The organism is Bacillus sp. ISL-35, from assembly GCF_018613355.1.
Classification (GTDB): domain Bacteria; phylum Bacillota; class Bacilli; order Bacillales; family Cytobacillaceae; genus Mesobacillus.
Window position 1 is genome coordinate 43535 of sequence record NZ_JAGGQK010000006.1, and the last position, 22222, is coordinate 65756.

A 22222-nucleotide genomic window follows, 5' to 3' on the forward strand; every position below is an offset into this window, starting at 1 on the left:
TTTATAGATACCTTTGGAGGATTGCTATGCAAAATGACATCATCGTCGATGTAAAAGGAGTTAAAAAACGATATGGTTCTTTCACCGCTGTCAAAGGAGTATCCTTTCAGGTGAAAAGAGGAGAAATTTTCGGCCTGCTTGGTCCGAATGGAGCTGGCAAGACGACCACTATTGAAATGTTGGTGGGCCTCAGAAAGCCAGACGAGGGCACCGCAACACTATCAAGCTATGATGTAATAAAAGAAGTGAACAAAGTCAAAGAGGTGATTGGTGTACAGCTTCAGTCCACCTCCTTGTTTGAATTGTTAAAAGTAGAAGAAATTCTGCATTTGTATGGGAGCTTTTATCCGACACACGTGGACATTAATGGACTAATCGAAGATATGCTGCTGACAGAGAAGCGGAATGACAGAATTAAAGGACTATCAGGCGGGCAAAAGCAGCGACTTGCCATTGCACTTGCTCTGATCCACGACCCAGACATTGTATTCCTCGATGAGCCAACGACCGGGCTTGACCCGCAGGCAAGAAGGACCCTTTGGGACATCGTTCTCCGCTTGAAAGAGCGGGGAAAAACGATCATTCTCTCGACACATTATATGGACGAAGCCCATGTGCTTTGTGACCGCATCGGAATCATGGACCAGGGCGAGCTGATTGCTCTTGATACGCCAATGAATCTCGTGAAAAAACTGCAGTCTACAAGTACAGTGGAATTCCATTTGAGCAATCCACCAGAGCAAGGCTGGTTTTTGAAAATGGAGGGAGTGGAGGAAGTATCGATTAAAGACAACTTTGTCCAGTTATATACGGATGATGTTCAAGTCACCCTGACTTCCTTGATTCATGCATCAGAAGAACATCATTTCAAAATTGAGGATTTACAGACTCGATCAGCGACATTAGAGGATGTATTCATCCATATGACTGGAAGGAGCATCAGGGAATCATGAGGGCATATTGGCAATTAACACTGGCACAATTACGGATTTTTGCACGAAACAAGCAGGTCCTGTTTTTCACCTTACTTTTTCCGATCATTCTGATGCTGGCCCTTGGAACGTTTGCCGGTAATGACAGCAATCTATCCCTGTCAGTAGGGCTGATCGACCTCGATCAAACAAGTGCTTCAAAAGCCTTAACAGAACGCTTTTACAAAAATGAGGGGCTCGAGGCGAAAAAGTTCAAAAGTATCAAAGGTGGGAAAGAAGCCCTGAAAAATGGAGACATCCAGCTGTTCATGGAGATTCCAAAAGGATACGAAGCGAAACTAGAGAAGCAGAATGAGGCCTCGACACTTCCTGTTTATTATAATGAAAAAAACCTCACTACATCAGAACTCGGCCTCACTGTCGTGAACGGGATCATTGATCAATACAGCAAGGAGCTAACAGACTACAAGCCGGTAGTCACCGTTGAAAAAGTGGGAATCAAAGCGTTAACGATTCGTTATGTGGACTTCCTGGTTCCAGGAATCGTCGCAATGATGATCATGAGCAACAATATGAACGGTGTTGCTGGTCAAATCTCCGCCTGGCGTGAAAGAGGAATTTTGCGAAGAATGCAAGGGACGAGACTGAAAGCCTCCACCTTCATTGCCGCACAAATCACCGCCCGCCTGCTGCTGAATGGAACCCAGGCACTGCTCGTCGTCCTTATAGCTCATTTTATCTTTAGCATTCACGTCGCAGGTTCCTGGCTTGCCTTGATCTTCTTCATCATCCTTGGCGCATTAGCTTTCATGGCACTCGGTTTCATCATCGCCGGAATCGCGAAAAACCCGGAAAGCGCAGGACCAATTGCTGGTTTTATCACTTTCCCGATGCTGTTTCTTGGAGGAGTCTTCTTCCCGATTAACAATATGCCTGACATTATCCAGCCAATCGTGAAAATCCTGCCAATCGCCCATTTGAGTTCCGCATTGAGGGAGACGATGAACCTCGGAACACCATTCCACCAATTAGGGACAGAAACACTTGTCCTCGGCGGTTGGTTAATTGGCGGATTCATTGTCGCGAGTTATGTGTTTAAATGGGAGTAGAGGAGAGAGAGGGGAAATGAGTCCGACATCATTAAATAACAAGGCATCCGCTTGTCTCACTGAACTTTGAAAATCATCATTGCTTGGAAAAATAATATTTAAAGGTTTTGCGACAGTTAAGAAATTGCAGCTTTTTTTTATGTGGGTTTTATAATTTCAATAATAGAAATAATTCTATTCGCGAATGAAATACAAGAATCGTCCCTGTGGCTCTTCCTGTAGTAAAAAATAATTTAATAAAATCCGCCTATCGTCAATCGGGTATGTTATACTAGAAACAACCTTTTTATTTTTAAACCTTTTTACATTACCGGTTCCATCTCCCTGCTCAAATCTTGAGCAGGGTTTTTTATTGAGAATTATTTATTTTAGGAATATAAAAAACAGGCTCTATATATAGAGCCTGTTCGTATAAATGATTTAAGATTAAGCTTTTTGAACGTTAGCAGCTTGAGCTCCACGAGCACCTTGCTCAACGTCAAATGTAACTTTTTGACCTTCGTCTAAAGATTTGAAACCTTCACTTTGGATAGCTGAGAAGTGTACGAATACGTCGTCTCCACCTTCGCGCTCGATGAATCCGAAGCCTTTTTCTGCATTAAACCATTTAACTGTACCTGTTTCCATTTTTGTTGCCTCCTAGTGCGTTATCGCACAACGTATTACTATCCTTGCCCAAAGTGATCATCAAGACGAAAAGTTGATACTTATACTATCCTTTACACCGAACAAAAATAATTCTTATTCATCATAACAGGAAACGTAAGATAAAGCAAATCTTCTCAGCCTCAACATTACTAATACACTAGTAACGTTGACCATGCTAGGCTGCTGTAATGGTTCTTGAACGAATATATGCTTTGAACCAGGACGGATTAACATTTTTTTGTGGATTACCTTCTTAACATAAGTAGTAGGAAAGTTGAAGAAAGATTAATTTTAAAAAGCTATAAAAGAGAATAATTTAATATCTCTAAGTGAGAAGGGTCAAGCAGTTGGTTGGAACGGTTTCAGTTGATTTTTTTACGTTTGGTGCAGGTGCCATTACCACTATGCAATTGTGTGAGAAAAATTGTTTTTTTTAATTGAATTAAATGTAAAATAAAAGAATGTTGAAAATCTACTAGGGAGAGAATAAAATGGCTAGTTCAATTACTATTTTAAAGAATGATAAGCTTCTTTTTAAAGCAGAGAGTATTCAAGAAGCAGCAAGATATTTGGCAAAGAAACTTAATACTTCCAAAAATAAATACTATGACCATATAGAAAGAGGTTATGTTTATAATATTCCTTTTTATATTGATGAAGATGAGTATCGCTTTGTTGCACCTGAAAAAATTTCAGTTAAACGACGTAAAGAACTTGAGGAAACTGGTCATAAAAATGCTCGTCGCATTTGGTTAATACCAGCTAACCCAAATGATTATGATGTTGATGGAGCATTTGATTATTATGATACCATTGACTGGAAACGCTCCTATAACTACGAAAATGGCGATATTATTTTTATCTATGTCTCCGGTAATATTAAGAAAATTCGTTATAAGGTGGAAGTTATCGAAGGTTTAGTAACAGATGAAGATATTATTTATGATAATTCTTTTTGGATAGACGAAGAAAAATTCAAGCAATCACTAGAATACGATCGTGCACGCATTCGACTAATAGATGCAGTTGATACTCCTGATTTATCTCTTACTAGATTACGAGATAATGGCCTGAAAGGGAATATTCAAGGAGCTATGAAACTTAATGGAGAACTACTAGATTATATAATGTCCTTTTTTCAACATGATTTGACGGAAGGGTACTTCCCAGATGAAGTTCCTGAACCGCAAGAAGAAGGAAAGAGTAAAACCGTTACTGTAAATGTCTATGAGAGAAATCCAATCGCCCGTAAGCGTTGTATGAACCATTTTGGTGTCCATTGTCAGATTTGTAATATGAACTTCAAAGATATTTATGGGGAAGTTGGAAGAGATTTTATACATATCCATCACATTGTTCCACTTCATTTGATACAGCAGGATTATGTAGTGGACCCGGTAAAAGATTTGATCCCTGTTTGTCCTAATTGCCATGCAATGCTTCATCGGAAAGAAAATGGTGTCTACATGTCTGTCGAAGAGTTAAGAAAGCGAATTTCTGCTAATGAAATAAAGAATCACAAAATATTTTCTTAATCTTGGTGCAAGGAAGGTGGTAGGGTATGGAGTTTAAGGATTTTCTAAAAAAAGAATATAAGATTGGCGAAAATCAGCTAGAGATTATTGTCGGCCGTTTTAATGGAATAGTAGAAAGAGGAATTTATTAAGGGGAAAGTGAAATTACTTCTCGAATGAGAATGGATATAGAAAAGGAATTTCCTAACTCAGTAAATCACTACCGTCTTACCCTTGAAAGATACATGGAGTTTATGCAGAAAAATGCTTAAGCAGTGGATATGTTTACCGTGTAAAGTTTGAATTATTAACTGGTTCACCTAGACATAGTTATATCTCCCTTGCTTGTAAACTACATAAAAATAAATACACTAGCGACAGTTCAGTGACTGTCGCTTTTTACTATGAATTTTTTTTAAGTTGCATTAAGGAAACAAATGTCTAATTATATGCGTGTTCCGATTTAATCAATAGTTATCTAATGGTCTTAAAAAGGAGTTTTCCCTTGGATCACGAACAGACCAAACAGACCATTTTTGTAGGTAAGATTATTGAAAAGCTGCGAAGAGAACAACTACTAAATCAAGAAGATTTAGCTGACTTGAGCAATAAAGACCGCAGAACAATCAGCAATTTAGAACGAGATCAATATAAACCCTCACTGGAGACTTTCTTTAATTTGGCAGCTTCTTTAGAATTGAAACCAGATGAACTAATGAAAGTAATTTATGAAGTAAAAGAGAACCAAGAATTCTATAATGCAGCTCTCAAGGAAGTATTACAGAAGAAAGTTATTCTTAAAAAGAAACGGAATGCTAAAAATGACGAGTAAATAATAGGTTGGAGGAACCTAAATGTATTCAATAGAATATGTCGAGCGAAGGGTAAATAGGTTCACCAATGAATACAATGATGAAATTGAAATGGAAATCATTAAGTATACTAATCATTTTAAAGTAGTTGTGACAATATGCCAGGAAGAACCACCTTATTTGGATGCTATTGGAGTTGGAACGGATAGGTGGAGTGCGAGGAGAGCTGCTAGGAAGGCATTAAAAGATTTATATTTTAATGTATATAGGAGATGAAGAATCATTAACCATTACTTTAATAAAACTAATTAATACTTTATTGGATACCCATTAATAAATTGTGAAGCAGTGTAAAAATATATTCTTAGAAAATATTAGAACCTTATCCTTAATTGAAAAAGGAGATTTCAGAAGCGAGCTACCACTAAATGAGATGTTTTAATTCTCAAATGAAACAAAAGAGCTGTCTTACTGATTCTTCTAAATAAACCTTCTATAATCTTATAATGCAAAAATTCTTGAGTAAATACTCTGTATGTTAATAATAATGTTCTATTAAATATTTTTGAACCCCTATGTGGTCCGCATTTGCGTACCACATAGGGTTTTTTTATATGTTAATTTTCATCTGTAAACATATTTCGAAGAAAGAGAGATCCTATGAAGAGAAAAGTCAAAGTAAGAATCAACATTAAACGTCTAATTAGTGAGAGAAATATCTCTTTAAGAGAGCTATCTAGATTAACAGATATACGTCACCCCACACTCAGTGAATTGGCAAATAACAAAAGACAGAATATTAACTTTCAACATATTGAACGAATAGCAGAATCTCTCAGTATTACGGATATCAGGGAAATTATTGACCTGGATATATCTGAAAACTAGTCATTGTTTGGTTGGATTTATGATTGAAAAGGGGAGGACTTCTATGTCATTAAACAAATGGATAAATGAAATAATGATTGCTTTTAATAATCTTGGTGGAAAAGGAACCCTAGAAGAGATCTATAATGAAGTATCAAAAACGAAAAATATTGATTTAACCAGTTATACGGATTGGAAATCTCAAATACGAAAAAATCTCTATTTACATTCTAGCGATTGTGATATTTTTAAAGGTAAGCAAGGTGGAGAAGAAGATCTGTTTTATTCTGTTTCTGGGAAGGGTTCTGGAGTTTGGGGAATAAGAAATTCAATTACAGCACAATCTATTTACCCGTTTAAGGAGGGTAAAGAATATAAACGATCTGAGATTCATGATAGCCTAGGGGGGAACAGACAGCGAGGTATTTCTTCTTCGAGAGAAAATCCTATGATATTTATTTTTTCTGGAAGGGAAGGGAAAGCATATGGATATGAAGATGGTTGGCAAGATGAATCAATATATTTTTACACTGGTGAAGGCCAAGTTGGAAATCAGGAATTCAAAGAGGGAAATAAAGCTTTAAGAGATCATAAAGAAAACGGTAAGGATGTATATTTATTTGAAAAGAACCATAATTTGGGTCTTTATTCATTTAAAGGTCAATTAAGCCTTATTGATTACCATTTTGGTATTGGGCTAGATAAAAAAGGTGAAAGTAGACGAGTAATAATTTTTGAGTTCATTAAAATAGATAGAGTTAATATCGAAATAGATAATCTTGAAAGTGTTATTGAAACAAATGATATTCAAGAGCTTAGAGATATAGCAACAGAATCCTCTTCTTTAAATTCATATAGAATTCAGGAAAAGATACATATAGTGAGAAGACGTTCTGCTGCTATCAAGAAATATGCACTAGTTCGGGCAAATGGCATTTGTGAAGCCTGTAATACCGAAGCGCCATTTTATACAATTAAGGGCAAACCCTATTTAGAAGTACATCATTTATATAGATTATCTGATGGGGGAATGGACCATCCCGAAAACGTTGCAGCCGTTTGTCCTAACTGTCATAAAAGAGTGCATTTTAGTCATGATAGAATAGAATATAACAACGCTCTTATAAAAATAATAAATATAAAAGAGCGTAATTTTATGCAATAGACAATGAAGCAGATAATAGTTATTATTAGCTGCTTTTTTATTTATCTGAGTTAGTGGTTGAATATAAATTAAAAAAGTAACCTTTTCAAATATAATAAACACTTATATAATATTTAAAGAAGATTATTTCCTTTGAAAAATTCTAATATAATGGTATAATTTTTATTGGTAAAACATACGTTCGAATAAATGAATAAGGCCATAGAAAATTAACATCTAGCCAATCTAGATGTCTTATTTTTCAACATTTTGAATACTGGAGTTTGAGTTCCAGAAAAAATGTAAAGGAAGATGATAAATGGGTTACGGTCAACATCAAAGCTTTTATTTGAGAGATAGATGGTTAAATAAGGCTATTAAACATTTAATAGACGATAATAGGTTCTTTTATGATAAATCAGCTTTTGAAAAAATTGGATTAGGAAAAAACATGGTTCAATCATTAAGATTTTGGACAGTTGCAACTAAAGTTGTCGAGGAGACAATAAATCAAGATAGAAAAAAGACTTATAGCATAACAGAGTTTGGTGAAGTTTTATATAAATATGATAGATACATACAGTTAAATGATTCAGCTTCTATCATTCATTATCATCTTGCACGTGAAAAAGAGCCTAGTACAGTTTGGTATTGGTTTTTTAATATTTTAAGCAGCTCGGTTATAACAAAGGATGAACTTCTGGAACAGTTTATTAACTGGGTAAAAGTAAATGAAGAAAAGAGTGTTTCAGAGAAATCTTTAAAAAGAGACATTGATTGTTTAATTAACTTCTATACAGCAGGTCAAAGCGCAGATGATCCGGAGGAAGTTATTCAAAGCCCAATTAATAAAGTTAACCTTCTCGATGAAAAAAAAGGTAATATTTATAAATTAACTGGTGATATTGAATCGGTAGGGACTATTGCCTTAATGTATGTCTTACTTGATTTTAAAGAACGTGAACAAACTAATTCCATTACAGTTGAGGAAATATCTAATAAAATAGGACTTTGGGGAAATGTTTTCAACATGAATAGATCTTCAGTTATTGACGCATTAAATAAACTAACTAAACATCCTGTTTACCCAATTTCCTTCTCTAGAACAAATAATCTTGATACTATTAAGCTCCCGAATGTTACACCTATCGATTTCTTAAAATATGAATATAAAAAGAAAGTAGAGATATTAGTATGAGAGTAAGTAATGCAACCTTTAAATCAAGCGTTAATATAAAGTTTGACATAGGTAATAAGGATTATTTCAAAAGGTATTTACCTACCCCCTCTCATGCTGAATCGATTTTAGGCTTATTAAAAGGATTTAACCAAGCTAAAGGGAATCATTCACATATCATTATAGGACCATATGGGACCGGTAAATCTTTACTAGGAACAATAGTTGGGGGAATTGTCTCTGGAAACATTGATGATAAAACTTTTGAACTCCTTCTGAATAAGTTTAATAATGTCGACGACGAAATATTTAAAGAATTGAGTTTAGTAAAAGGTTTGAAGAAGAAATATCTTCCGGTTATATTAAACGGTTATGAAGGTAAATTTAGACACGCATTACTTTCCTCGATAATGTCAACTCTAAGTAGTAACGGAATAAATATTACTATCCCAGGAAAAATAGGTAAAATAATAGATATTATATATACTTGGGAGAATGATTATCCAAAAACGTATAAACAATTTTTGAATTTAATCAAACAAAGAGAGTTCGATATTGATTCGTGGAGGATGGAGATACTTACTCATAATAAAAATGAAATGGAATGGTTCTCCGAAGTTTTTCCTAGTCTTACTTCTGGTGCTTTTTTCTCGGTTGATTATCACGAGGATTTTATTGAACAGGTAAAATATATACTAAATGAACTGGAAACCATGGGAATAGGAATATTTATTATTTACGATGAGTTTGGAAGGTTTTTGCAAAATCTGGAGGTTCATGAAATCCATGAAACAATGCAGGATTTACAAGACCTTGCCGAATTATCGGATCACAAAACAAGCGATTTAACTCTCCTGTTAATTACACATAAGAATTTAAGGCAGTACTTTCTTAAATTTAACGATGATTATAAAAGCGAATTTCAAAGAATTGAAAAACGATTTAAGCAGTATCATATTGAAAGTGATAAGGCTACCTTTATTAGGTTGACCGACTCCCTTCTAAATACCAAAACAAAATCCTTAAATGAACAAGAAACAAAGCAACTTAAAAACGATTTGCGAAAATACCCTTTATTTCCAGAGTTAAATCAAGTAGAAATAGAAAATATTATTTTAAAAGGTATTTATCCAATACATCCAGTTTCTTTATATCTTTTGCCTATCTTATCAAACTTGTTTGGGCAAAATGAAAGAACTTTGTTTACCTTCTTAGAAAGCTCTGACCATGGAGGATTAATCCAACACATTAACATTTCTAAAGGGTATTACTACCCATATCAGTTATTTGATTATTTCATTTCTGATTTGGAAAACAGTCAAGAAAGTAAGCATTTAGCTTTATATAAAAAAATTGTAAATAAAACACCAGAAATAAACAACGAAGCAAACAAAGAAAAGATTAATTTGTTGAAATTTATGACATTATGGAATCTCTCAGGTCTTCAATCTAACTTTAAACTTACAAACGAGTTTATATCTTTTGCATTTAACAAACCAGAAGAAGATGTGAAAGAACTGCTAAAAAGCCTAGAGATTTTAAAAGCGATAAGATATAACAGGTCTTTGGGGTATTGGGAAATATTTGAAGGTAGTTCCTTTGAAATTGATAATTTGCTAAGTGATTACCTGGAGAAATCAAATATTTCAAGATTGAAAAAAATCAGTGTGATGGAAAGTGCTTTGCTAAAAAAGTTTTACTTGGCTAACGACTATAATGACAAAAAGAGTCTCACAAGATTTGCGTCGGTTAATTTAGTATTTAGTTCTGATATACTAAACGATGTATTTAACAGTGTAGAGGTTAGAAAACAAAAACAATCTGATGCTGTACTAAATTATGTGATTTTAGAATCCACTAACCATTATGAAAAGGTTATTAGAAAAATTAAAACCTTAAATGACCCCCATTCACTTTTTTGTGTGACTTCTTATACCTTTGAATTAATTGAAAAACAGGTAATAGATTATAATATAACTAAGGTAATGTTATCTGACACTGAACTTCTAAAAAAAGACAAAGATCTAAAAGCTGAAATTTTATTAAAGATGGATGATTTACTTTTTGAAATCAGTGAGTTTATGAAAGTGTATGAAAATTTCGATAGTAGTTTAGTTTGGATATTAAATTCAACCGAAACTAATATTGGAAATGAAATAGTAATGGGAAGAAAACTAAGTGATTTGATGTTTGAATTGTATCCTGATACTCCAGAAATTAGGAATGATTCTTTTAACAGAAGGCATATTAATACTGTTCAACTAAAAGCGTCCTTTAAAGTGATTAATCATATAATTAACTATAATAAGTACGAGAATATAAATATTGAAGGACATGGACCAGACTACTTAATTTATGCCACAGTATTTAAAAATAATAATCTGAAACTGGATCAATTAAGTAATATTAGTAATCCTTTTTATAGGAAAATGAGAGAAAGATTAATTGCACATATAGAGATGAATCATTCTGGAGATCTCAAAGATTTAGTTGAAATATTATCTGAAAAGCCTTTTGGGGTAAGAAGCCCTTTGATTCCAGTGTTACTAGTTTCTTTAATCAGGGATGTTTGGGACGATTTAATGTTTTATGGCAAGGGAATGTTTGTTGACAATATTGATGGTGAGATTCTTTCAAGTATGATCAACGAACCTGAGCATTACCAATACGTCTATTTTCAATTAGATGCAAAAGTTAACGGCTTACTTTCTTATATTGAGCATACATTTAGTACCTTTTATAAGGACCAAAACAATAAACCAAAAATAATCTCAGCAAACGAAGCTATGTTAAAATGGCTTAGAGCTTTACCTCGATTTACCCAAACTACACTTTTAATGGATGAAAAAGATATAACTCTTAAGGAGATTATTAAACTTGGGGAAGTTGATCCAAGGAAAGCAATAGAGAATCTTTACAATACTTATGCACACAGTATTGAAGAGATATCTGAAAGTGTTTTAGCCTTAAATAATTTTATTAATTATCAATCTAAAGAAATTGAAAATAAGGTTTTGAACCTAGTTGGTTGTGATAATTTTGAAACTTTGTTTTCATGGGCACAAAAAAGTCCAGTTTTTCAACAGAAAGAAAATAAACTAATAAGTTCAATTCTCTCAATAAATAATACGGACAATTGGATAAAAGAGCTTGTATATAATATGATAGGAATAGAGATTGAAAACTGGTCAGATAAAACGAAAGAAATGGTAGACGCACAGTTAATAAACGAATACAATAAATCACTTGGTACAGAGTCGTTAAGTGATAACCCCATTGTGCCATTAACTGTCGGTTCAAAAACAAAGGCTATAGAAAAAGTTGAATTAACGACCAAATCAAAAACCATTTATAGGAATCTACATGGTATTTTAGATAGGGGCGGACGTAATTTATCTCAAGATGAAATCGAGCATATAGTACTACGACTAGTTGAAGATTTTGTACTAAATTAAAGGTGGTTATGAAAGTGACACGTAAAAATGTACATGTTGCAATGTATAGCGGCGGGGCATCAAGTGCTTATGTTGCCTACCAAATGGTACAAAAATATGGAAAAGAAAACTGTATTCTGTTTTTTACAAATACATTGTGGGAAGATGAAGACAATTATAGATTTATGGATGAAGTTGCAGAATATATTGGTCTTGAAATAACAGAACGAATAGATGGAAGAACCCCAGAAGAAGTATTTTATGATTATAGATTTCTTGGAAATTCAAGGTTAGCTAAATGCTCCGAGGAACTCAAGGTTTATCAAACTATTACCTTCCTAGAAGATTTACGTGATGAGCAAAATTTGGAGCCTATACTATATTTTGGAATAGGTCCACACGAAAAACATCGTGCCATTAATTTAACTGAATTTTATAATCATCGACCTGTAGAACCAATTGAGACAAGGTTTCCTATGATTGATACCTTTAGTCAAGATATTAATGTCAAATCCATAATCGAAAATGAATGGGGAATAAAGTTACCCCGTATGTATAACCTAGGTTTTTCACATGCTAACTGTGGTGGACGTTGCGTAAGAGGTGGATTTCAACATTATGCACAGCTCTATAAAGTTTGGCCAGATAGATATTTAGAACAGGAAGAAATGGAAGAGAACTTTAGAAAACACTTTGATAAGAATGTTTCTATTTTAAAAAAAGACGGCGGACCATTTACTCTTAAAGAATATAGGAAACAATTGGAGAATGAAGGTGTAGAGAAGTTTCTTAAATCGCCAGACGATACTGTTCCTTGTGTTTGTACAGTTTAAAGACTCTTTAAAGAGTCTTTTTTTTTTTTTGTGATTCCATATAAATGTAAATTTGTTATAATTAAAATAATGTAAAATTAAAATGTATAAAAAGTAATTCTAATGTAATAAAGGGGTGAGAATTGGTGGAATTTAAAGATCTATTCTCAAGAGCCGATGAGGATACCTTACAAGAAATTCTTGGAGAAGATACAATTAGGATCCTAACTCAACTGGATGAAACTCGCTCTTATAATAAATATTTACGACAATTAATTATTGATCTGTATGGGCCTGAAGGGCTATTAATAAATAAAAAGTATCGATCTATCCTTTTTGATCTTTTAAGAGAAAATGAGGCAAATATACTTTCAAAATTATTGAACGTTAAAAGCTTTAAGTCCACAAAAGAGATGTATGATAAATTGAAGAGAAAATCCATTAGACGAGGTAGTGAGGAAGAAGAAAGGTTATTTAACTTTTTTAACGTAACAGTTCCAATAATAGAAGAAAAAATTTCAAAACCTAATTATGAATATATTTTCTCTAAATATCCTTTGTTTGGACACCAAAGAAAGGCTGCCAGATCTGTTAAGAATAAATTACGAAGCAAACCAAATAGAGTCTTATTGCATATGCCTACTGGTTCAGGTAAAACTAGAACTGCTATGAATATCATTGCAGAGCATTTTAGGGAAAATGAACCAACTCTTGTGGTTTGGTTAGCAACAAGTGAAGAGTTATGTGAGCAGGCTGTTGAAGAATTTCACAAAGCTTGGTCAGTCTTAGGTAATAGGGAAATTAGCGTATCTAGGTTTTGGGGCCCTTATGATCTTAATTTGGAATCACTGGTGGATGGATTTGTTGTTGCAGGGCTACCAAAGATAGTACGATCAGTTAGTAATTTTGGTGGAATTGATTTTATAAAATCTTTAGGTAAGAAGAGTTCCTTAGTCGTTATGGATGAAGCTCATCAAGCTATAGCACCGACATATAAATTAGTACTAGACTCTTTGTTTTACATAGGTACAGAAAACAAACTTTTGGGTTTAAGTGCCACACCAGGCCGAACATGGAATGATGTAGATGCGGATAAAGAACTAGCTGATTTTTTTTCCAAACAAAAAGTAAAATTAGAAGTTGAGGGATATCCAAATCCTGTTGAATATTTAACTAAGGAAGGCTATCTAGCCGAGGTTTCATATCACAATTTATTTTATAATAAAGGTACTATTAGTCCTACAGATTTAGAGAGTTTAAATCAAAATTTCGATATACCATTACAGGTCCTAAAGATGCTCGGGAAAGATGAACAAAGAAATTTGAAGTTAATATATGAAACTGAAAAGCTTTTAAAAAGACATGCTAGAATTATTCTCTTTGCTCCTAGCGTGGAGAGTTCCGATTTGCTAGCCTGTGTATTAAAGGCCCGCGGTCATTTGGCCTATTCAATTACCGGTGAAACGATTTCTTCACAGAGACAAAAGTATATTCAAGATTTCAAAAATGATGAAAATGTTCCTAAAATACTTTGTAATTATGGAGTTTTGACTACGGGTTTCGATGCTCCAAAGACCAGTGCAGCAGTAATTGGGAGACCGACACTTTCACTTGTATTATATAGTCAAATGGTTGGTAGGGCAATTAGAGGTGTAAAAGCTGGCGGAAATAGTAATGCTGAAGTTATAACAATAGTAGATAAAGAATTACCAGGGTTTAGATCAGTTACAGAAGCGTTTAATAATTGGGAGGATGTTTGGGAATGACATTAGTTAGTAATGAGCAATCTTATGTACCTGCACACTTAGCAATTGAGGCAATGAGAGATAATGGATATAAAAATACAGCATATGCAGTTGCCGAATTAATTGACAACAGTATTCAAGCAGATGCGAGCTTTGTGCAATTAATTTGTGGTGAAAGGGAAGAAGAGCTTGCAACAAGAAAAACTAAAAGAATTAATAAAATTGCAATTTTAGATAATGGCACAGGAATGAATGAAGAAGTGCTTAAAATGGCGCTTCAATTTGGGAATGGAACGCGATTAGGCAAAACAAATCGATCAGGAATTGGTAGATTTGGTATGGGGTTGCCTGCTTCTTCAATTTCACAATGTAAAAGGGTGGATGTTTGGAGTTGGCAGGATGGAGTTGAAAATGCCACTCATATTTACTTAGATATTGATGAAGTGAAAAAGGGTGAAAGGCAAACCATGCCAAATCCAGTAAAAATGGATATCCCTCAAATTTGGCACGAAGCTGGGGCAGAATTTGGGGAATCGGGTACCTTAGTAGTATGGTCTAAATTAGATAGGATGATGTGGAGTAAAGCGTCTACTTTAATCGATAATTCAGAAGCATTAATCGGCAGAATGTATAGGAAATTTATTAATCAAGGAATAACAAAAATTCAGATGTCTGCTTTTGATATTGAAACTCCGTATGAACTAACAATTGATAAATATGCCTTACCTAATGATCCCATTTATTTAATGAATGATACTAGCTGTCCTGAACCATTCAATAAGGAACCTATGTTTAATTCATTTGATGAGAGAACCTTTACAATAAACTTTGAAAACGAAATGCATGATGTTGTTGTAAAATTATCATATGCAAAAGAAGAAGCAAGATTAAAACCTAATGCAGGTGCAACGCAATATGGTAAACATGCAGCTAAAAATGTAGGGATTTCTATCGTAAGAGCAGGAAGAGAACTAGATATAGATCAAAGTCTGGTACTGCAATACGATCCCACAGAACGATGGTGGGGTGTGGAAGTCGAATTTCCTCCTAGTTTAGATGAATTGATGGGAGTAACAAATAATAAGCAGTCTGCTAGAAACTTTGCAGACATCATGAACATGGTAGACAAGGATAAGGATTTGGATTCACTTTTAAAATCCGGAAAATCATTTGATCAAGTAATTGCAGAATTAGAAGAAGAAGGAGATCCAAGAGCACCTTTATTAGAAATTGCTATATATATTAAAAATCAATTATCTTGTATTAGAGCACTATTAAAACAACAAACAAGCGGAATGAAAAGCAAGGAAAGATACACAAGTAAAAATAACGCTGAACAAACTGCAACAGATCTTACAAACCAAAGAAAAGATATGGGCTTTATTGGTACAAGTGATAAAGACGAGGAACATTCAACAGAAGAAAAGCAGACAGAAATTGAGGAAGAACTGGTTGATTCCGGTGTAGATGAAGATGTTGCTAAACAGTTAGCAGCAAATACTGTTTCAAATAACTTAAAATATTTATTTGCACCTAGCTCTTTAGAATCAGATGCTCTATTTACTGTACGACCAAGAGGTGGTGCAATAAATATTATTTTAAATACCCGTCATCCTGGTTATGAACATCTTGTTGAGGTCTTGGAGGATGAAGTTGAAAACTGTGAACAAAAAGAACTTGCAGAGAGATTAAATAAGGCTTCCGAAGGATTAAGACTACTCTTAATGGCATGGGCACGTTACGAAGATGAATTGCCGGATGGATTGATGAAAGAAAACGCTCAAAATGCTAGGAGCGATTGGGGTCGTGTAGCAAAAAGCTTTCTACGTAAATATTAAGTGAGTGAATTAAAATATGATTATTCATAATTCGGAAATTCTTGAAAAGTTAATATTAGAAACCATCTCTTCCAAAGAAGAGATCCTAATACTTTCAGCCTATATTAAACTAAATACTTTAAAAATGCTTGACCAAAAATTAGATCCCAATGTGAAACAAAAAAAAATTATGGTTAGGTTTCGGCTGAATGATCTTATAGTAGGAAGTAGTGATATTGAAATATATAATTATTGTAAGGAAAACAATTGGAGGCTCTATGTTGATACGGACTTGCACTCGAAAATTTATATATTTGATCGAAAAAAAGCTATAATAGGTAGTGCAAACCTAACTTCTTCTGGGATGCAAGTAAGTCAGCATAGTAATATAGAAAGTGCTGTATTTACAGAAGTGACAGGCGAAGAGGAAATGAAAATCAATAAGATGTTTGATGAGGCTGTTCTCCTAAATGATAAGATATATTCTAGTATGTTAAAGCAACTATCTAGAACGCCTAGAAATGGCGTTCTAGAAGAAAAGCTTGAGTGGAATGACGATTTAAAGAAACAACTAAAACCAAAAGAACACTTTCTCTGGATCTCGGACATGTTTTCTAGTGAGTCCCCGTTTAATTTGGACCAACACGATTTGGAATTATTGGAATTAGGAATTAGTCAGAAGAAAAGTCTTGAAAGCATTAAAGATTGTTTTATTAGGTCAAAACCATATAAGTGGTTAAAAAGTGTTATAAAAGAAGAAATATATTTTGGTGAATTAACTAGCAAACTTCATTCATCACTTATTGATGATTCTCGTGTTTTTAGAAAAGATGTAAAAGTATTACTTAGCAATTTGCTGAATTGGGTAACTGAATTAGAAATAGAGGAATTGATAATCGATCGTCCAAATTATTCTCAAAGAATTAGACACAGAAAATTTTAGATATTGTAGGAGCTATTCTTACAGTTGCACAAAATTAATGTTTCTAACTTTCTTAATTAGAAAGGGGATATATATTTGAAACTCAGAGAATTATTTGAAAAAAACGATGAAGGTAAGTTAATCCTTCCAGACTTTCAGCGTGATTTTGAATGGGCAAGGGAGAAACAAAAGAGCTTATTATCTTCATACATTACGCAGTTACCCGTAGGGAGTCTCTTAATATTAGAAGGAAAAAAAGAGGATTTTGCTGCAAAAAAATTATGTTTTCCAACATCGCTTAACTTAGAAGAGCGGAAAGAAGAATGTTTATATTTACTAGATGGACAACAAAGGATATCTAGTTTAAAGACCATTTTTTCTGATTATTATTCTGAAAATCAAAATTGGTTAGAAGTATGGGAAAAAATGTACTCCGACTTAAATAATAGATGGTTTATAAGAGTTGAACCTAAGAAAAATGAAACAGATATATTTGGTTGGAAAAATTTAAGCTTTGAGGGATTTAAGAAACAACTATTAGAACCATCTGAAGTAATAGACTTCATTGAGTTTAGAAGGATTTACAAAACAAAAACAAATGAATGGTATAATCCTGGATACTCCCAAAAAGATAGTAATGGAAACTCAATCAAAGGCAATAGACTTAAAGTTCATATAGCTAAAAAAGCTGCGGAAGCTAGCTTGATTCCACTTTATTCTATTTCAAATAAGAGTAGTGAAGGAGAAAAACCACTACATGAATATGTTATAGAACAGATAAAGAATAATCGAATCGAAGAGCTTAAAGCTGCAGTAAAAGATAATGAACTTGACCTGATAGATACTCTTGAACCAGTTGATCCAATGATTTCGGATTATATAGACGATGAAGACAAAGTTAGGGATGCTTGGTCAACACTTGGAGCAAAATGGACCGAAAAAGTAAATAAATATCTAAATGAACTCATAGATCAAGAAGTACCTATTATTCAGCTTCCTTCTGAAGAAATAAGTCGCGCGATTTCAATTTTTGAAAATATAAATGAGGGTGGAACAGATTTAAATACCTTTGATTTAATTGTTGCAAAGGCGGCTAGAGCTGGAGTTAGTGATGAGGGTTCTTTATCGCAAAGAATTCTGAAGAAACTTGAAGAGAACATTGAGCTTCCTGAATCTTTAACAACTGGAATTTTGGGCGATAAGCCAATTAAATTCAAAGCTACGAGTATGAAAACAATTGTTGATAATAAAATATCAAAGAGTTTTAAAGAAATGTATCTGAATTTACTATCAATATTCTCCCATCTTGAATATGGTACATTTGACGATTTGAAAGTAGATTTTATTAAAAGACATAAAATTTTACACTTGAATTTTGACCAAATTAATCAAAATACAGATATAGTTTTATCATCACTAATAAGGTCCTTAGCATTTTTAAATATAAGATTAGGGATAACTGATATTAATAAATTGTCTTATGAATTAATGATATTACCTATAGCTTATTTACTAAAAAACGATGATATATGGAATGATAAATCAAAGTTAGATAAAATCGAATATTGGTATTGGGCTTCGTTGTTTGGCGGTGCATACAGAGAAGGACAAAATTCCCAAAGTATAAAGGATATAAAGGGTTTATACTTATGGGTGAAATTAAATGAATCCAATAAGTTTAACTACTTATATGATAAAGTGTTAGAAGAAGAAGGTTATTCTAATAAAGAGGTATTGCTCCTTCAAGATGAAAATAACGACTTAAGATCAAGTGTTGCTTTAGGAATTTTACAATATATATTGAGTAAGCAACCAAAAGATTTCTTACCGAATAATCAAGAAGAACTTAAATTAAATGCTTGGGACATATCTGCTGGTAAGTTAATTCATAGCGGAGATAATACTATTGAATTAGAAGTACATGATCATCATATTATTCCTTTAGGTGATGCGACTACAATTGAAGAATCTTCAAAAAAAATTAGATCTAATAAAAAACATGTATTAAATAGCCCATTAAATCGAACTTATATATCATCTGTGGCTAACTTGAAAATCCGTGATAAATCTCCAGACAAATATCTTGAGTATGTTAATGAATCTTCTAAATGGGGCCATTGCTTACCGGAGCAAGAAATCTCTTCGAATTATGTTAATTATCTAAATGAAAGGTTCAAAGAACTCAGGAAAGAAATTAAAAAGGAATTAGAAGTACTCCAAGGATAAAAAAGTAAACACCAACTAATAATATAGTTGGTGTTTCTTTGATAATAAGGGAAACAGTAAAATGAAAACATTACCTAATAAAGTAATTTACGTATAGCGCTCAAGTTAGGGTGCAATTAGACATGTGTATATCTAATTAAAATTTTACTTAATATCCGAATTCCAAATCTTTTGGGTCTGGTTCAATTGTGTATACTACAAACCAATCATGTTCTTCTTTGTCAAGTTGTTCAATTTCAGTTTCGTCATTGTTAGCTTCTGCATCTCTTACCTTCCTACATATAAAATGAACAGTAAAATCCTCGCGAGCTAATAAAAGGGTTTCTTCTTCATCGTATTGGAGTACTAACGGAGTATTACAAACTTCACAATTTCCTATGTTATAATTACCGAACCCATTTTTAACATATAGTAAAAAGCAATCAGGGCAATAATTTTTTACTTCAGACCCAAACTTTTTAAATTCATCAGTCTTAATTAAATCTTTTTCTAAAATAACCTTATTACATTTACAACATTGATTTTCCATTTTTTTACCCCCTTATAAATTATTAAACTAATGATATTAGTTATTACTAATAGGTTCTATATTTAGATATTATATCAAAAAAGGGTTCTTAATTGTGACATTAAAAATAATTAGGACTAATCCAATTATTTCGTAATTTCTGCTATAATTTATAATTATAAATCATTTACTAAGGTTTTTTAGTGGGGGAAATTTACTTGGATCAAAGAGATATAAAGGAAGAACAAAAGATCCTGGATAGTACTATTGGAAAGATTAAGGATCAGACTTATTACGTTTGGGAGCTCCTTGAAAGAAAACGGGAGCAATTCAAAGAACATACCAATTCTACTGGAGATGAGGTATCATTTAGACGCGGAATCAACGATAATGAAATTTTAAGAAAAGCTATAAAAGAACCATACTTTGGGCGGTTTGATATAATTTCCAATGAAGAAGGAGAGGAAACATTCTATATTGGGAAGCATGGAGTTAGAGACAAAGATGAAAATGTTATAGTTGTGGATTGGAGAATGCCTATTGCCTCCGTGTATTATAATTTTACACCGGGAAAGGCTACACAAACCTATACTGTCGAGAATTCAAGATTAAGGAAAAAGCATATTTTTTCTGTTGAGGTTTTAAGAAAGAAAGAGTTTACCATAAAAGATCAAATAATCACTAAAATAATTCAACAAGGATCTAAAAATGATAGTCACTTAAATAAAACAATTACTGAAAAAGGTGAAGAGTTAGTAATTATTGATGGTTTTTTGAGAGAAATAATTGAAAGTAGTGAAACAACTGGATATTTAAAAGAAATTATCTCCACCATCCAAAAGGAACAGGATAAAGCAATTCGTCAGCCACTAGATCGGAATGTAATAGTGCAAGGGGTAGCTGGATCAGGTAAATCTTCTATTGCTCTACATAGATTATCTTATCTTCTATATAACAATAAACACATTAAGCCAGAGGATGTATTAATTTTAGGACCGTCACAACTTTTTATTAGTTCTGTAACGGAATTATTACCAGAGCTAAACTTAGAAGGAATTAAACAGGCTACATTTCAAAAATTAATTGTTGATGTTTTAAAGCCACATATTAAAGACAAGATAGATTTATCAATAAATAATTACTTTGAAGATGTATTGTTCAATAATGAAAAAAGTTCTGAAAGGCAAATAGTAGAATTTAAGGGAACAGAAAAATTATCTGTTATTTTGGATATTTTTGTTAATGAGTTAATTAGTCAATACGAAAAAAGAATTCAACCCATTATTTTATTTGATGAAAGATTAAATAGAGAGAATCTACTAGATATTTTTAATGGTTATAAATATCTTCCTTTTATTAAGAAAGTTGAAAAATTTCAACAACACATAGAAAAACACTTCACTGGGATTTTAGATAGTAAAATTGTAGATATAGAGAAACAATATGAATTTATTATTAACACATTCTTAAAAAACGGGGGACTAGACAACACTGCTTTATTGAAAATATCAGAGGATTTAAGATATGTATTAAATTATAAAGTGAAGAACTTACGGAATGAGTATAAACAAGCCTTAACTGCCTGGAAAACTACGACCCAAGCACCTAGCCTCCTAGGTATCTATAAGAGTATTTTAACATACGAAGTTTTGTATTCATTTGAAAATGAAGTAGGCACGGAAATCCCAAAACTTTTTAAGGGTTATAATTTAGATAGGATTACTTATTTTGACCTGGCTCCGCTTTTTTATATTTACTTATTGTTATATGATAAACCATTTCAATATTCTCATATTGTTGTTGATGAAGGGCAAGACCTTAGTTATATTCACTATTCTTCCTTGGCTAAAATAACAAAAACTATGACTGTACTAGGGGACACTGATCAGTCTATTTTCATGGGTTTTGGACAGGATAATTGGGAAACAATTAATGAATCTTTATTTGATTCTTATGACGATGCTATTTCGGAACTGAATACAAGTTACCGCTCCACAAAAGAAATTGTTAATGTAGCAAATACAGTTTTGAAAAATCAAAAAGGAGGTAGCTTAAGAGTCATAACTCCATTAAATAGGAGTGGTCCTCCAGTTACTATAGAAAAGGTCAACTCTGGAAAAGATCTGCTGGATCAAATAGTTTTCACAATAAAAGAATGGAAAAAAAAATATAAACGAATTGCAATAATCCATAAAACCGAGCAAAAGGCAAAACGCCTAGCTGACTTAATAAAACAGGAATATAAAGAAGATGTTATATATATAAATCCTGAGCAAGAAGTTACAAATAAACCTATATCAGTATTAGCATCATATTATAGTAAAGGAATGGAATTTGATGCTGTTATTCTTGCTAATGTAAACGAAGAAAGTTTTCCAAAAAACGAACTTCATGCGAGGCTGCTTTATGTAATGTTAACACGGGCCCAACAAGAGGTTAAGTTATTTTATCAGGACACTAATTCCTTGTTATTAAAGGGTTTGGTTGAAACACCAGTTGTTTCAAATTCAATTTATGATGATATTTTATAGTTAACTTTTTAAATCTCTAAAATA

The 22222-nt window shown here is 32.9% G+C and carries 17 protein-coding genes; 15 read left to right on the forward strand and 2 right to left on the reverse strand.

From position 1 onward, the window contains the following. Nucleotides 1–26 precede the first annotated feature (26 nt). Nucleotides 27–953: an ABC transporter ATP-binding protein gene (locus J7E38_RS09635; protein ID WP_214705534.1), complete on the forward strand. Its 927-nt coding sequence runs from the start codon at nucleotides 27–29 to the stop codon at nucleotides 951–953. Then, complete coding sequence (locus J7E38_RS09640) at nucleotides 950–2041, forward strand: ABC transporter permease (protein WP_214705535.1); 1092 nt, start codon at nucleotides 950–952, stop codon at nucleotides 2039–2041. Before J7E38_RS09635 ends, J7E38_RS09640 begins: the two co-directional genes overlap by 4 nt. Nucleotides 2042–2467: 426 nt before the next feature. On the opposite strand, the gene J7E38_RS09645 is transcribed toward J7E38_RS09640, so the two are convergent. Next, complete coding sequence (locus J7E38_RS09645) at nucleotides 2468–2668, reverse strand: cold-shock protein (protein ID WP_144475686.1); 201 nt, start codon at nucleotides 2666–2668, stop codon at nucleotides 2468–2470. Between the two features lie 512 nt (nucleotides 2669–3180). On the opposite strand from J7E38_RS09645, the gene J7E38_RS09650 reads away from it, so the two are divergent. From J7E38_RS09650 to J7E38_RS09705, 12 genes are all read left to right on the forward strand, one after another. Continuing rightward, nucleotides 3181–4224, forward strand: coding sequence for an HNH endonuclease (locus J7E38_RS09650; RefSeq protein WP_214705536.1), 1044 nt, complete (start codon nucleotides 3181–3183; stop codon nucleotides 4222–4224). Nucleotides 4225–4708: 484 nt separating this feature from the next. After that, entirely contained in the window at nucleotides 4709–5035 is a 327-nt protein-coding gene (locus tag J7E38_RS09655) for a helix-turn-helix transcriptional regulator (RefSeq protein WP_214705537.1), read from the forward strand. Between the two features lie 22 nt (nucleotides 5036–5057). Beyond that, on the forward strand, nucleotides 5058–5291 hold the full coding sequence (locus J7E38_RS09660; protein ID WP_214705538.1) for a hypothetical protein: 234 nt from the start codon (nucleotides 5058–5060) through the stop codon (nucleotides 5289–5291). Nucleotides 5292–5675: 384 nt separating this feature from the next. Beyond that, nucleotides 5676–5903, forward strand: a complete 228-nt coding sequence (locus J7E38_RS09665; protein ID WP_214705539.1) for a helix-turn-helix domain-containing protein — start codon at nucleotides 5676–5678, stop codon at nucleotides 5901–5903. Nucleotides 5904–5946: 43 nt separating this feature from the next. Beyond that, nucleotides 5947–7047: an HNH endonuclease gene (locus tag J7E38_RS09670; protein ID WP_214705540.1), complete on the forward strand. Its 1101-nt coding sequence runs from the start codon at nucleotides 5947–5949 to the stop codon at nucleotides 7045–7047. A 298-nt stretch (nucleotides 7048–7345) separates the two neighbouring features. Continuing rightward, a complete protein-coding gene (locus tag J7E38_RS09675; protein ID WP_214705541.1) occupies nucleotides 7346–8224 on the forward strand; it encodes a DUF4007 family protein in 879 nt (292 codons plus the stop codon). Beyond that, nucleotides 8221–11658: a hypothetical protein gene (locus J7E38_RS09680; protein WP_214705542.1), complete on the forward strand. Its 3438-nt coding sequence runs from the start codon at nucleotides 8221–8223 to the stop codon at nucleotides 11656–11658. Before J7E38_RS09675 ends, J7E38_RS09680 begins: the two co-directional genes overlap by 4 nt. Before the next feature lie 14 nt (nucleotides 11659–11672). Continuing rightward, nucleotides 11673–12470, forward strand: coding sequence for a phosphoadenosine phosphosulfate reductase domain-containing protein (locus J7E38_RS09685; protein WP_214705543.1), 798 nt, complete (start codon nucleotides 11673–11675; stop codon nucleotides 12468–12470). Between the two features lie 125 nt (nucleotides 12471–12595). After that, nucleotides 12596–14215, forward strand: a complete 1620-nt coding sequence (locus J7E38_RS09690; RefSeq protein WP_214705544.1) for a DEAD/DEAH box helicase — start codon at nucleotides 12596–12598, stop codon at nucleotides 14213–14215. After that, on the forward strand, nucleotides 14212–16032 hold the full coding sequence (locus J7E38_RS09695; RefSeq protein WP_214705545.1) for an ATP-binding protein: 1821 nt from the start codon (nucleotides 14212–14214) through the stop codon (nucleotides 16030–16032). The genes J7E38_RS09690 and J7E38_RS09695 overlap by 4 nt, the downstream gene beginning before the upstream one ends. Before the next feature lie 16 nt (nucleotides 16033–16048). Beyond that, the gene (locus J7E38_RS09700) at nucleotides 16049–16954 is read left to right on the forward strand and encodes a phospholipase D family protein (RefSeq protein ID WP_214705546.1); all 906 of its coding nucleotides are present in this window, start codon (nucleotides 16049–16051) and stop codon (nucleotides 16952–16954) included. A 75-nt stretch (nucleotides 16955–17029) separates the two neighbouring features. Next, complete coding sequence (locus tag J7E38_RS09705; RefSeq protein ID WP_214705547.1) at nucleotides 17030–19159, forward strand: DUF262 domain-containing protein; 2130 nt, start codon at nucleotides 17030–17032, stop codon at nucleotides 19157–19159. Between the two features lie 148 nt (nucleotides 19160–19307). On the opposite strand, the gene J7E38_RS09710 is transcribed toward J7E38_RS09705, so the two are convergent. Beyond that, entirely contained in the window at nucleotides 19308–19688 is a 381-nt protein-coding gene (locus J7E38_RS09710; RefSeq protein ID WP_214705548.1) for a hypothetical protein, read from the reverse strand. Between the two features lie 197 nt (nucleotides 19689–19885). Here J7E38_RS09710 and J7E38_RS09715 point away from each other — a divergent pair, with 197 nt between their 5' ends. Then, nucleotides 19886–22198, forward strand: a complete 2313-nt coding sequence (locus J7E38_RS09715) for a HelD family protein (RefSeq protein WP_214705549.1) — start codon at nucleotides 19886–19888, stop codon at nucleotides 22196–22198. The last annotated feature ends 24 nt before the right edge of the window (nucleotides 22199–22222 follow it).